The organism is Pseudomonas sp. R1-1, from assembly GCF_051132135.1.
GTDB lineage: Bacteria > Pseudomonadota > Gammaproteobacteria > Pseudomonadales > Pseudomonadaceae > Aquipseudomonas.
This window is the reverse complement of sequence record NZ_CP071663.1, coordinates 2,959,646-2,971,725: the sequence shown is the minus strand read 5'-3', so window position 1 is coordinate 2,971,725 and position 12,080 is coordinate 2,959,646. Positions and strand designations below refer to the sequence as shown.

Annotated in this window: 11 protein-coding genes and 1 tRNA gene; 8 read left to right on the top strand and 4 right to left on the bottom strand. The window is 60.5% G+C overall.

The features are described from left to right. Positions 1-459 precede the first annotated feature (459 nt). The 5 genes from J3P75_RS13465 (at position 460) to J3P75_RS13445 (ending at position 6,394) form a co-directional block, all read left to right on the top strand. Positions 460-2,175 (top strand): amidase, encoded by a 1,716-nt coding sequence (locus tag J3P75_RS13465; protein WP_434711084.1) that lies wholly within the window; start codon positions 460-462, stop codon positions 2,173-2,175. A gap of 1,153 nt (positions 2,176-3,328) precedes the next feature. After that, complete coding sequence (locus tag J3P75_RS13460) at positions 3,329-4,624, top strand: OprD family porin (protein ID WP_434711082.1); 1,296 nt, start codon at positions 3,329-3,331, stop codon at positions 4,622-4,624. A 511-nt stretch (positions 4,625-5,135) separates the two neighbouring features. Further along, positions 5,136-5,411: a DUF3077 domain-containing protein gene (locus J3P75_RS13455; protein WP_434711080.1), complete on the top strand. Its 276-nt coding sequence runs from the start codon at positions 5,136-5,138 to the stop codon at positions 5,409-5,411. Beyond that, a complete protein-coding gene (locus J3P75_RS13450) occupies positions 5,408-5,704 on the top strand; it encodes a short-chain dehydrogenase (protein ID WP_434711078.1) in 297 nt (98 codons plus the stop codon). Before J3P75_RS13455 ends, J3P75_RS13450 begins: the two co-directional genes overlap by 4 nt. Positions 5,705-5,881: 177 nt before the next feature. Further along, complete coding sequence (locus J3P75_RS13445; RefSeq protein ID WP_434711076.1) at positions 5,882-6,394, top strand: hypothetical protein; 513 nt, start codon at positions 5,882-5,884, stop codon at positions 6,392-6,394. A 178-nt stretch (positions 6,395-6,572) separates the two neighbouring features. Here J3P75_RS13445 and J3P75_RS13440 read toward each other — a convergent pair whose 3' ends face one another. Further along, the gene (locus J3P75_RS13440) at positions 6,573-6,638 is read right to left on the bottom strand and encodes a hypothetical protein (protein WP_434711291.1); all 66 of its coding nucleotides are present in this window, start codon (positions 6,636-6,638) and stop codon (positions 6,573-6,575) included. 495 nt (positions 6,639-7,133) lie between these two features. Here J3P75_RS13440 and J3P75_RS13435 point away from each other — a divergent pair, with 495 nt between their 5' ends. The 3 genes from J3P75_RS13435 to J3P75_RS13425 all read left to right on the top strand — a co-directional run bounded on the left by J3P75_RS13435 (position 7,134) and on the right by J3P75_RS13425 (position 8,065). Next, positions 7,134-7,409 carry a DUF3077 domain-containing protein gene (locus tag J3P75_RS13435; protein WP_434711074.1) on the top strand — a complete coding sequence of 92 codons (276 nt, stop codon included), beginning with the start codon at positions 7,134-7,136 and terminating at the stop codon, positions 7,407-7,409. Beyond that, positions 7,406-7,672, top strand: coding sequence for a short-chain dehydrogenase (locus J3P75_RS13430; RefSeq protein WP_434711073.1), 267 nt, complete (start codon positions 7,406-7,408; stop codon positions 7,670-7,672). The genes J3P75_RS13435 and J3P75_RS13430 overlap by 4 nt, the downstream gene beginning before the upstream one ends. A gap of 93 nt (positions 7,673-7,765) precedes the next feature. Then, positions 7,766-8,065, top strand: coding sequence for a type II toxin-antitoxin system ParD family antitoxin (locus J3P75_RS13425; protein ID WP_434711289.1), 300 nt, complete (start codon positions 7,766-7,768; stop codon positions 8,063-8,065). 376 nt (positions 8,066-8,441) lie between these two features. Here J3P75_RS13425 and J3P75_RS13420 read toward each other — a convergent pair. From J3P75_RS13420 to selA, 3 genes are all read right to left on the bottom strand, one after another. Continuing rightward, a tRNA-Sec gene (locus tag J3P75_RS13420) sits at positions 8,442-8,537 on the bottom strand. Between the two features lie 6 nt (positions 8,538-8,543). Next, positions 8,544-10,460, bottom strand: coding sequence for a selenocysteine-specific translation elongation factor (gene selB, locus J3P75_RS13415; protein ID WP_434711288.1), 1,917 nt, complete (start codon positions 10,458-10,460; stop codon positions 8,544-8,546). Beyond that, positions 10,457-11,869, bottom strand: a complete 1,413-nt coding sequence (gene selA, locus J3P75_RS13410) for an L-seryl-tRNA(Sec) selenium transferase (RefSeq protein ID WP_434711071.1) — start codon at positions 11,867-11,869, stop codon at positions 10,457-10,459. Before selA ends, selB begins: the two co-directional genes overlap by 4 nt. Positions 11,870-12,080: the final 211 nt, after the last annotated feature.

Here is a 12,080-nt window from a genome sequence, read left to right as displayed (position 1 = left end):
CCTGCGAGGGCCGTACGGAGGAGCAAGCCTTTTGGTTCCTTTTTGGCGTCTGAAAAAGGGACTCGCCGTAAGGGCGAAACCGCCAGCCGCAGCACCCGAAGCAACGGATATGTACACAGCAAACCAAAAAACTCAGCGCCTGAAAGAAAGCCATCGCTTGCAGGCAAGCTCCCACATTTGGAATGCATTCTTCCCCTGAAACCCATGGCCGCCTGAACTGCATTCTTGCTGTGAAACTCATTACTGCCTGGAATGCATTCCAAATGTGGGAGCCAGCCTGCTGGCGATGAGGCCTGCGAAAGCGAAGAAATTATGCTGCCAAACCACTCCGCCGATTACTCCGCGCCCTGCTTGGTGTTAAATAGGCGCCAGTCTTAACCTTGTCGCCTGAAGCCGTGCAACGAGAACTGCCATGAACAGCTATTGCTACAACGCCCAACCGCAAACGGCGGTGCGCGCATGATCGAAGTTACCGAAGTGTCCATCGCGCAATTGCGCGCCGCACTAGAATCCGGCCAGACCACCGCGGTCGAGCTGGTCAAAGCCTATCTGGCACGCATCGACGCCTACGACGGCCCCGACACGCCAACTGCGCTGAACGCCGTGGTGGTGCGCAACCCCGAAGCCTTGAACGAGGCCCGCGCCTCCGACGCACGCCGCGCCAAAGGCCAGACCCTCGGCCCGCTCGACGGCATTCCTTACACTGCCAAAGACAGTTATCTGGTCAAAGGCCTGACCGCCGCCTCGGGCAGCCCGGCCTTCGCCGATCTGGTGGCCCATCGCGACGCGTTCACTATAGAACGCCTGCGCGCCGCCGGGGCGATTTGCCTGGGCAAGACCAACATGCCGCCGATGGCCAATGGCGGCATGCAGCGCGGCGTTTATGGCCGCGCCGAAAGCCCTTACAACGCTGCCTACCTGACGGCGCCGTTCGCCTCCGGCTCGTCGAACGGTGCCGGTACCGCCACTGCCGCGAGTTTCGCCGCGTTCGGTCTGGCTGAAGAAACCTGGTCGAGCGGCCGTGGCCCGGCGTCCAACAATGGTTTGTGCGCTTACACGCCGTCGCGCGGGGTGATCTCGGTGCGCGGCAACTGGCCATTGACGCCGACCATGGACGTGGTGGTGCCCTTCGCCCGCACTATGGCCGACTTGCTCGAAGTGCTCGACGTGGTGGTCGCCGAAGACCCGGACACCCGCGGCGACCTCTGGCGCCTGCAAACATGGGTGCCGATCCCGAGCGTCAGCGAAGTGCGCCCGGCGTCTTACGCCGAACTCGCTGCCGCCCCCGCAGCGCTGGCCGGCAAACGTTTCGCCATTCCGCGCATGTACATCAATGCCGATCCCGAGGCTGGCACCAGCGAAGCGCCGGGCATCGGCGGCCCGACTGGTCAACGCATCAACACCCGCGCCTCGGTGATCGAGTTGTGGCAAAAGGCGCGCCAGGCACTGGAAGCGGCCGGCGCTGAAGTGATCGAAACCGATTTCCCGCTCGTCTCCAATTGCGAAGGCGATCGCCCCGGCGCGCCGACCGTGTTCAACCGTGGGCTGGTGTCGAAAGAGTTTTTGCATCATGAATTGTGGGACCTGACCGCGTGGGCGTTCGACGACTTCCTGCAAGCCAACGGTGACCCGAAGCTCAATCGTCTGGTTGACGTCGACGGGCCGAAAATCTTCCCGCACGACCCGGGCACCCTGCCCAACCGTGAAGGCGATCTGGCCGCCGGCATGGATGAATACGTGCGCATGGCCGAACGCGGCATTACTCCGTGGAACGAGATCCCGACCGTCGCCGACGGCCTGCGCGGCCTCGAACAGACCCGCCGCCTCGACCTCGAAGACTGGATGGACAACCTTGGCCTTGACGCCGTGCTGTTCCCCACCGTCGCCGACGTCGGCCCGGCGGACGCGGACGTCAACCCGGCCTCGGCCGACATCGCCTGGAGCAACGGCATCTGGGTGGCCAACGGCAACCTCGCAATCCGCCACCTCGGCGTACCAACGGTCACCGTACCCATGGGTGTCATGGCCGACATCGGCATGCCCGTCGGCCTGACCTTCGCCGGCCGCGCCTACGACGACTCCAGCCTGCTGCGCCTGGCCGCCGCCTTCGAATCCACCGGCAACAAACGCCGGATCCCCCCACGCACACCGCCGCTGTCGGCCAAGGGGCAGTGAAGATTTCAATCTGAAATGCAACCACTGTGGGAGCCAGCCTGCTGGCGATAGCTGACTGTCAGTCAATGAGCGGTTGAATGTTCAACCGCTATCGCTTGCAGGCAAGCTCCCACAGGTTTTGTGTGATGGCTGAATATTCAGACATCCCCCAAGATCCCTGTGGGAGCTGGCTCGCCAGCGATGACGCCAGCCCATTCAATGAGCAGTTGAACGTTCAACCGCTATCGCTTGCAGGCAAGCTCCCACAGGTTTTGTGTTGCGGCTCAATAATCAAACATCCCCCAAGATCCCTGTGGGAGCTGGCTCGCCAGCGATGGCGCCAGCCCATTCACCACCGCACTCAAGCCGAACCAAGATCCATTGTGAGAGCCAGCCTGCTGGCGATAGCTGACTTTCGGTCAATGAGCAGTTGAATGTTCAACCGCTATCGCTTGCAGGCAAGCTCCCACAGGTTTTGTGTAACGGCTGAATATTCAAGCACACCGAAAACCCTGTGGGAGCTGGCTTGCCAGCGATGGCGCCAGCCCATTCACCACCGCACTCAAGCCGAACCAAGATCCATTGTGGGAGCCAGCCTGCTGGCGATAGCTGACTTTCGGTCAATGAGCAGTTGAATGTTCAACCGCTATCGCTTGCAGGCAAGCTCCCACAGGTTTTGTGTAACGGCTGAATATTCAGGCACACCAAAAACCCTGTGGGAGCTGGCTTGCCAGCGATGGCGCCAGCCCATTCACCACCGCACTCAAGCCGAACCAAGATCCATTGTGGGAGCCAGCCTGCTGGCGATAGCTGACTTTCAGTCAATGAGCAGTTGAATGTTCAACCGCTATCGCTTGCAGGCAAGCTCCCACAGGTTTTGTGTAACGGCTGAATATTCAGGCACACCAAAAACCCTGTGGGAGCTGGCTTGCCAGCGATGACGCCAGCAATTTCACCACTGCTCTCAAGCCGATACCCGATCAAATGTAGGAGTGAGCCTGCTCGCGATGGCGGTGTGTCAGCTTCGATGAAATTGACTGACACACCGCCATCGCGAGCAGGCTCACTCCTACAAGGTTCTGTGTCACGGCCAGAACTGAGCACATCCGCCCAATCCCTCCCCCCGCAATTCCCCGATCATCCCGGCCAACCCCACCACCGCTGGCCACTGACCATGATCGACCGCGCCCCTTTGCGCCTCACCCTGCTTGCGCTGCTTTGCGGTCTGCACACTACCACCCACGCCAGCGGTTTCTTCGACGATGCCAAAAGCCAGATCCTGAGCCGCAACTTCTACCTGAGCAACGACTACCGCTCGCCCACGCCCTCCGGCAAAAACTATAAACAGGAATGGGCTCAAGGCTTTATCGGCACCTTCTCATCCGGTTTCACCGAAGGCAGCGTCGGCTTCGGCATTGATGCCCACGCCTTCGCCGGGCTGAAACTCGACGGCGGCAGAGGCCATTCCGGAACCGGCCTGCTACCCATCGACAGCAACGGGCGCAGCGAAAACGACTACTCCAGCGCCGGCGGTGCGCTGAAACTGAAAGCCTCACGCACCACCCTCGCCTTCGGCGAAATGACCGTCGAAACCCCGGTCTTCGACACCTCTGACAAACGCCTGCAACCGGAATACGCCACGGGTTTTCTGCTCAACAGCGCCGAGTTCGATAACGTCAATCTGGTCGCCGGCCACTTCACCGCGTTCAAGAACCAGGATAGCTCCTCCGGCCACGGCGATTTCTACGGTTACGGCGCCAACACCGAGGCCGGCAGCATCAGCTTTGTCGGCGCGGACCTGTTCGGCGACGAGCCGCTGGGCGGCGCGCTGTACGCCTCGGAGCTGAGCGACACCTGGCATCAGTACTACGGCAACCTGCACTTCAAACAATCCGGGCTGCTGCTCGACGCCAACCTCTACCACACCCGCGACACCGGTCGCGCACTGGCCGGCGAGATCGACAACACCGCGTTCAGCCTGTCCGGCAAATACGCCTTGGGTCCACATGCCGTCATGCTCGGCTGGCAACGCATCAACGGCGACACCCCCTTCGACTTCGTCGGCGGTGACTCGATCTACCTCGCCAACTCGATCAAATACGCCGACTTCAACGGCGCCAACGAACGCTCCTGGCAAGCCCGCTACGACCTCGACCTCGGCGCCTTCGGCATCCCCGGCCTGAAATTCATGACCCGCTACGTCACCGGCAGCCACATCGACGGCACCCACGCGCCCAGAGGCGGTGCCTACAACCCGTTCGACGCCGCCAGCGGCCAATACCAGCCACAGCAAGGCGATGGCGGCAAACACTGGGAACGCGATATCGACTTGAAATACGTCGTCCAGTCCGGCGCGGCCAAGGATTTGTCAGTGCAGCTGTCGCACGTCACCCACCGAGCGGATGAGGCGCAGGCCGGGGATGATATTGACCGGGTTTATGTGTTGATCGAGTATCCGTTGGGCTTCTGACGGCTGTTTGATTTGAAATGCAGTCAACCTGTGGGAGCCAGCCTGCTGGCGTTGGCTGACCTTCAGTCAATTAGTGGTTGAATGTTCAACCGCTATCGCTTGCAGGCAAGCTCCCACAGGTTCTATGTGATGGCTGAATGTTCAGGCACACCCAAGTTCCCTGTGGGAGCCAGCCTGCCGCCATCGCGAGCAGGCTCACTCCTACAAAAGAACGGGGCAAGTTCGCAACGTTGGCGGCGGTTGACGGGTTTGGCCTCACTCCCTATCCTCGCGCCCTGTCACGACTCATTCGTGACCGGGTTTGACGGCCTGGACTTCTCACTACGCGCATAGCCTCTCTTTGCTCGTGCACTTTTGTGCCCGCTCATTGCATATGGTGACTGTGTGTGGGGCATCTTCGGATGCGCCGGGTTAGTGAGACCGGTCCGTCAACCTGCGCACAGTTGCCACCCATTCGTTTGACGGCGATCAAGTGGCAGCTCTCTTTAATTTTCAAAGAGATACCTCACTTATGAAACAAGCAAATACAACTTCGACTCCCTGCGACCACACTACTCAACATCCTTTCACCGTCCGCCCCAATATCCCCCTCCTCGACGCCCTCGAACACGCCGCCGTCTATCTCAACTGCGCCGAAGTCCTCGCCCATCAAGCGCCTACTGTCGCTCGCCCGGACCATAGCAGCTCCTTGCGCTGGGCCAGCCAGCAAATGCTCACCAACGCCCGTGCTTTGATCGTGGCCTCCATCAACGGTCAGCAAGCCGCTCAGGCCAAGGTGGACGTATGAATGCCCATCTTTCGATGACCCACAACGAACACAGCATCCCCGTCCTGCTCGTCGCCACCGAAGCCCCGCTCGACGTCCTTCACAGCAGCGCCGCCAGCCGCTTTCTCGCGGTCACGCAGATGATGGAAAGCCTCGCCAGCCTGGATATCGCCTCGGCCAAAGGCGCCGATGTGCAGCAATTGGCGCACGCCGCGGCGATGTTGCTGCGTGATGGGTGTGATGTGATGGATGTGTTGGGGCGGCGGATTCATTGGGGGGTTGAGCAAGAGCGTAGTCTCGCAGCGCCTGAATAGGTCTCTGGAGCTATAGAAAGCTGCGATCTTTGATGCGCCATCCTCGACCTTCCTACCGCTCGTCGGCACCTGTCAAACCTGACAGGTGCGCAAATTCCGAAATCACGCCTTAATCGCAGCAACCGTAAGCGTGCGGTCGCCGCATCGCCCGCTAGTTACAGAACAAGGAGCAATGAAATGTCATCTAATTCACTAGAATCCTTTGAAATCATTGAATCGTATACTGAGGAAAATTTTGATCATTTACCAGATAAGGCACTAGAGGACATTGGTGACATCATTGAAACGCCGGTAATGATCATCGTAAGAATATTCCCGGCCGCGGGTGATAATCAAAAACTCCATATCGGTCCCACGGAGTTTTCTTACCCGGAAAAAATCAGCGGCAAAGTCCTTTCCGTTCGTTTGAATAGTGAGTTAATGCCGACTTTGAAAATTCACCTTAAAACCTCTTATAGAAGAGCCAGCTTCTGGATAAAGACATTGAGCAGCGAGACATCAATCGTTACCGTTGTTCAATTTCGTAAGGGATCAACATTGGTAAGGACTAAACCTGTGATCACTGAAAATTTGAATACTCCAGAAATTTTCGAAGTAGTTGATTCGGGTGAATTCGATCAAATAATCTTGACCTCACCAAACTCACGCACACAAGAATTTGAGATTGATCATATACGCCTTTACAAATAACGGTGCCAATCAACGCAAACGTCAGCTTCCGACAGCAGGCTCAATCATGATAGCCAGACGAGCAACCATTGCCGCGCCTGATCCGCAAACCACTTGAGTCGACCCTGCCCTGGAACGGATACCTTCCTCTTCGGCTGAAGTCCGGGCGCGCCACCGGGCGCGACTGCCTCCCTTTGACTCATTGCGCGTTGGCATGTGCCAGCGCGATCTGCCGCGATTCGCCGATGCGCCTAGTCAGGCCCAGTCGGTGGAAATACTCCAGATACTGAATACAGCATCAGCGCCCGAAACCTAGCGCATCGCGGAAGGTTGGCGGCGCCGCTCAAACCGACTTGAAATGCAATCAACCTGTGGGAGCCAGCCTGCTGGCGATGGCGGCAGGTCAGGCACTACATTTGTGGCTGAACAACCGCTATCGCGAGCAGGCTCACTCCTACAAGGGTATTGGGCAAGTTCGCAAGGTTGGCGGCGGTTGACGGGTTTGGCCTCACTCCCTATCCTCGCGCCCTGTCACGACTCATTCGTGACCGGGTTTGACGGCCTGACAATCCAAGACGCACATTGTTTTCCAACGTGCGCGCGCACTCCTGTGTGCGACGCGCTGCTCAATGGTGACTGTGTGTGGGGCATCTTCGGATGCGCCGGGTTCCTTGGACCGGTCCGTCAACCTGCACACAGTTGCCACCTATTCGTTTGACGGCGATGAAGTGGCGGTTCTCGACTTCCAAGAGGCTGCACCATGACCGAATCAACCACAAAGTCCATCACCCGCGACAACGTCTCTCACCACCCTTTCACCGTCCGCCCCGATATCCCCCTCCTCGACGCCCTCGAACACGCAGCCGTCTACCTCAACTGCGCCGAAGTCCTCGCCTTTCAAGCCCCCAACATCGCTCGCCCGGATCACAGCAGCTCCTTGCGCTGGGCCAGCCAGCAAATGCTCGCCAACGCGCGCGCTTTGATCGTGGCCTCCATCAACGGTGAGCAAGCCGCTCAGGCCAGGGTGGACGTATGAATGCCCATCTTTCGATGACCCACAACGAACACAGCATCCCCGTCCTGCTGGTTTCCACCCAAGCCCCGCTCGACGTCCTGCACAGCAGCGCCGCCAGCCGCTTTCTCGCGGTCACGCAAATGATGGAAAGCCTCGCCAGCCTGGATATCGCCTCAGCCAAAGGCGCCGACGTACAGCAACTGGCCCACGCGGCGGCGATGTTGCTGCGTGATGGTTGCGATGTGATGGATGTGTTGGGGCGGCAGATTCGTTTGCGGGATTGATACCAGCAAGATGAAAAGATCGCAGCCTTTGGCAGCTCCTGCACCGATTTGCTGCCGAAGGCTGTGATCTTTTGATTTAAGGTGTCAGGGTTGATGGACCTCCGTTGTCACCATTGGCCGAAGCGAACTAATAATCGAGACCCGACGATGCCTACCATACGAAAAACCAGCATCGGGACTGAACACCGAGACCAACGAATCCAAGCTCAAATCGATGCAAGTCACGGCTGGAACGACAGCGAATGCATTCAGGATTCGGTTTGCCGTGAGCAAGAGCGAAACACTGCGTTGGACGCCGTCCGCGCTGCGCTTGGGAAAGGCGAACTCAGTGGAAATCCACAGTCATTCGATCCTAAGGCATTCAAAAACAGAATGCTGGATGTCCTGAAATAGCGAACTCGCGTGCAAGTCTGACCTATCCACAAATCAAACTGCCAAGCACAAACCCCTGTGGGAGCGAGCCTGCTCGCGAAAGCGGTGTGTCATTAGGCATTAAGCTGCCTGACCCGACGCTATCGCGAGCAGGCTCGCTCCCACAAGGGAATCGCGGCAAATCTCAAGGTCGCTAGCGGTTGAAGGAATGCGATTCTGTGCTTTTGAATCCACTACCGTTCGTCGCCACCTGTTCTTTCCCACTCTCTGCGTGGGAATGCCTCAACGGACGCTCCGCGTTCGGCTCTGGATGGGACGCAGAGCGTCCAGGGCTGCGTTCCCACGCGGAGCGTGGGAACGATCAATCACATTAAACCGCCAATGCCTTTGAGAAAAATGGCGGAAGGCAGCCGGAGTCGAACCTGCCCGGGAACGGATGCCGTCCCCAACCGGGTTTGAAGCCCGGCCGCGCCACCGGGCGCGATTGCCTTCCTTTGACTCATTGCGCGCTGGCATTGGCCAGCGCGTTGTCGTAACGGATCTGCCGTGACTCGCCGATGCGCCGGGTCAGGCCCAGTCGGTCGAAATACTCCAGATACTGAATACAGCGTTTGCGTCCCAAGCCTAGCGCATCGCGGAAGGTTGTCACCTGGATCTGCGGATTTTCCGCGGCCAGTGTTAGCAACACCTCGGCCATGCGGCGCAGTTGTGCGTCATCCAGAAACAGATCGCGCACCACTTGATGCATCAGCCCAAGTCGCGCCCGTTTGCGCAGCAGCAGGCGTACGTCGGCATCGTCGTGGCCGAACATTTTGGCGATGTCGCGGACCCACGGTGGGTCGAATTCGGCGTTGTCGAACAGCGGTTGCAGTTGTTGCCACAGGGTTTCGTCCTCGGCATTCAGGCGCACCTGATGTTCGGGCAGGTGCAGCCAGGGGCCGCTGGTGTGGATCGCGCCGGCGCTGAGCAGTTCGTCGAGCAGACTGATAAACGTCGAACGTTCCAGCGCCAGACCGCTGAAACGCCGCAGGCGGTCGCGGTCGGGGCCCATTTGGTCGGGTTCTTGTTCGTGGAATTGTGTGAGGCGTTGCAGCAGATTGAATTTCAGTTGCGCCCAGCGCTGCACGTTGAACAGCAGCGGGCCTTGGCGGGTGTCGATCAGGCGGATGTTTTGCGCTAACGACCAGGAGGCGCGCGGGCGATTGAACTGGCGTTCGAGGCGTTGCGGATCGAGGCCGCCGGCGCTGTGGCTGAGCAGCACCGGCAAGGCCTGTTCGAGGCTGTCGCTGCTGGCCAGGGTTTGCAGTTGCGCCAGACGCTCAGGGCTGCGGCGTTGCCGGGCCGGGGCGAACGGATCGAGCACCGTGCCGCCGCCCAAGGTGCGTTGCGCGCTGGCGTCGCGCAGGATCAGCCGGTCGCCCTGCACCGCGTGTACCGGCGCGTTGATCAGCAGTTGCGCGAACATGCGTCCGCCGGGGCTCAACCGTGGGCCTTCGAGCAAGGCGACGCGGGCGATCACGTCTTGCGTACCGAGGTGCACGTGTACCGGGTGGAAGTGTTCGAAGGTGCGTTCGCCGGGCAGCAGTTGAAAGTCAATGTCGACCCGTTGCGTCGGCGCGTGCAGCCACTCGCTCAGCAGCCATTGGCCGCGATGGATCTGCGCGAGTTCCAGGCGCTCGCCGCTCAGGTTCAGGGCCACCCGTTGGCCGGCGAAGGCCTGTTCGGCGGGTTGATTTTGCGCATGCAGTCCACGCACGCGGACGGTTTTGCCGGAGGGCGCGAGGGTGAGTTTGTCGCCGACCGACACCGTGCCCGACAGCGCCGTGCCGGTGACAACGATCCCGGCGCCGGCCACGCTGAACGCGCGATCGATCGCCAGACGAAATCCCCCTTCGCCACTACGCGCCTGCACCTCGTTGTGCGCCTGCAACAACGCCGCACGCAATTCTTCAACGCCCCGCCCGCTCAGGCTCGACACGGTAAAGATCAGCGCATCGGCAAACGGCCCCGGCGCGAGCAGATCCAGCACCTGGCGCTGCACCTCTTCCACCCTGCCCGTCTCGACCCGGTCGGACTTGGTGATCGCCACCACGGCGCGGGGAATGCCGAGCAGTTCAACAATCGCCAGATGCTCGCGGGTCTGCGGCATGACGCCGTCATCGGCGGCGACCACCAGCAGCACCAGGTCGATGCCTTGCGCGCCGGCGAGCATGTTGTGGGTGAATTTCTCGTGGCCGGGCACGTCGATAAACCCGCTCAGGCCGGCGCCGGGCTGCAGTTCGGCGTAGAAATAACCGAGGTCGATGGTCATGCCGCGTTCGCGTTCCTGCGGGCGGCGGTCGCCGGTTTGCCCGGTCAGCGCTTGCAGCAGCGACGTCTTGCCGTGATCGATGTGCCCCGCCGTGCCGACAATCACGGCGCGGCCTGCAACTGCGGCAATTGCGCGAGCCACACCGGCTCATCGTCAAGCTGGCGCAGATCCAGCCACAGCGCATCGTCGTCGAGGCGCCCGAGCACGGGGATCGGCAAGGCGCGCAATGCGGCTTCGAGATTCAGCAGATAGCGCCCGCGCAGACGCTTCGATACCTGTGGCCGACAACACAGCGCCGCACTCGGCAAACGCGCCACCGGTTGGCTGCCGCTGCCGATCATGCCCAGGGCCTCGACTGCGCTGACACTCCAAGTCTCACCCAGCATGTCAGCCAGCACCGGCTGCAACCGTGAAGCCTGGGCGAAGATGTCAGCCTGCGGGCGGGTTAAAAGCCGCAAACTCGGCAGACGTTCAGCGAGGCGATCCGGGTCGCGATACAGACCGAGCACTGCTTCCAGCGCGGCCAGGGTCAACTTGTCCACGCGCAACGCACGTTTCAGCGGGTTCTTTTTGATTTTCGCGATCAGTTCTTTACGGCCAACGATCAACCCGGCCTGCGGCCCGCCGAGCAGTTTGTCGCCGCTGAAGGTGACGATATCGGCGCCATCGAGCAGCGCCTGACGCACCGTCGGCTCGGCCGGCAAACCCCAACGCGTCAAATCCAGGAGGCTGCCGCTGCCCAGATCCTCCAGCAACGGCAAGCCGTGGCGGTGGGCCAATTCGGCTAGCTCAGCGGTCGGCACGCGAGCGGTGAAACCTTCGATGCTGTAGTTGCTCGCGTGCACGCGCATGATCAAACCGCTGCGTGGGCTGATCGCCGCTTGGTAATCGCGGGCGTGGGTGCGGTTGGTGGTGCCGACTTCGTGCAGGCGCACCCCGGCGCGGGCCATGATGTCGGGAATGCGAAAGGCGCCGCCGATTTCGATCAGTTCGCCGCGTGAGATGATGCCTTCCTTGCGCGCGCCGAGGCTGTTCAGGGTCAGCAACACGGCGGCGGCATTGTTGTTGACCACGGTGACGGCTTCGGCGCCGGTCAGTTCGCGGATCAAACCTTCGATCAAATCGTCGCGATCGCCGCGTTTGCCGCTGGCCAGATCGAACTCCAGGTTCAGCGGATAGCGTGCGGCGTTCTCCACCGCAGCGATGGCTTCGGCCGGCAACAAGGCGCGGCCGAGGTTGGTGTGCAGCACGGTGCCGGTCAGGTTGAAGACGCGGCGTACCTGACTGCGTTGCTGTTGAGCCAAGCGTTCACCAACGCGGCCGGCGAGCACTTCGGGGCCGATCTCCACAGCTGCCAATTGCCCGCTCAATACGCCGGGCCTTAGCTCATCGAGCAACTGACGCAGGCCAGTCAGCAACGAATCCCGGCCGTAACGCTCAGCCAATGGCGCACACGCCGGATGTCGCAACAACCCATCAATGGACGGCAACCGCAGGGCAACGCTGGAAGACATCAGCCACTCCTGATTCGACTGAAAACACCCCTCCGGGAACAAGTTCCCTCCCACAAGGGTTTCAGAAGTGTAGACGCACTATGGGAGCGAGCCTGCTCGCGAAAGCAGTGTGTCAGTTAGTGTGGATGTGACTGACCTGACGCCTTCGCGAGCAGGCTCGCTCCCACAGGGATTGGCTGTGGGCACTCATTTTGCAGGCCGCCCTAAAACA

Excerpts from the sequence above, each read along its gene's own strand:
- J3P75_RS13450 (WP_434711078.1), top strand. The coding sequence starts at position 5,408 with ATGAATGCCCATCTTTCGATGACCCACAACGAACACAGCATCCCCGTC.
- J3P75_RS13435 (WP_434711074.1), top strand. The coding sequence starts at position 7,134 with ATGACCGAATCAACCACAAAGTCCATCACCCGCGACAACGTCTCTCAC.
- J3P75_RS13430 (WP_434711073.1), top strand. The coding sequence starts at position 7,406 with ATGAATGCCCATCTTTCGATGACCCACAACGAACACAGCATCCCCGTC.
- J3P75_RS13455 (WP_434711080.1), top strand. The coding sequence starts at position 5,136 with ATGAAACAAGCAAATACAACTTCGACTCCCTGCGACCACACTACTCAA.
- selA (WP_434711071.1), bottom strand. The coding sequence starts at position 11,869 with ATGTCTTCCAGCGTTGCCCTGCGGTTGCCGTCCATTGATGGGTTGTTG.
- J3P75_RS13465 (WP_434711084.1), top strand. The coding sequence starts at position 460 with ATGATCGAAGTTACCGAAGTGTCCATCGCGCAATTGCGCGCCGCACTA.
- J3P75_RS13460 (WP_434711082.1), top strand. The coding sequence starts at position 3,329 with ATGATCGACCGCGCCCCTTTGCGCCTCACCCTGCTTGCGCTGCTTTGC.
- J3P75_RS13425 (WP_434711289.1), top strand. The coding sequence starts at position 7,766 with ATGGACCTCCGTTGTCACCATTGGCCGAAGCGAACTAATAATCGAGAC.
- J3P75_RS13445 (WP_434711076.1), top strand. The coding sequence starts at position 5,882 with ATGTCATCTAATTCACTAGAATCCTTTGAAATCATTGAATCGTATACT.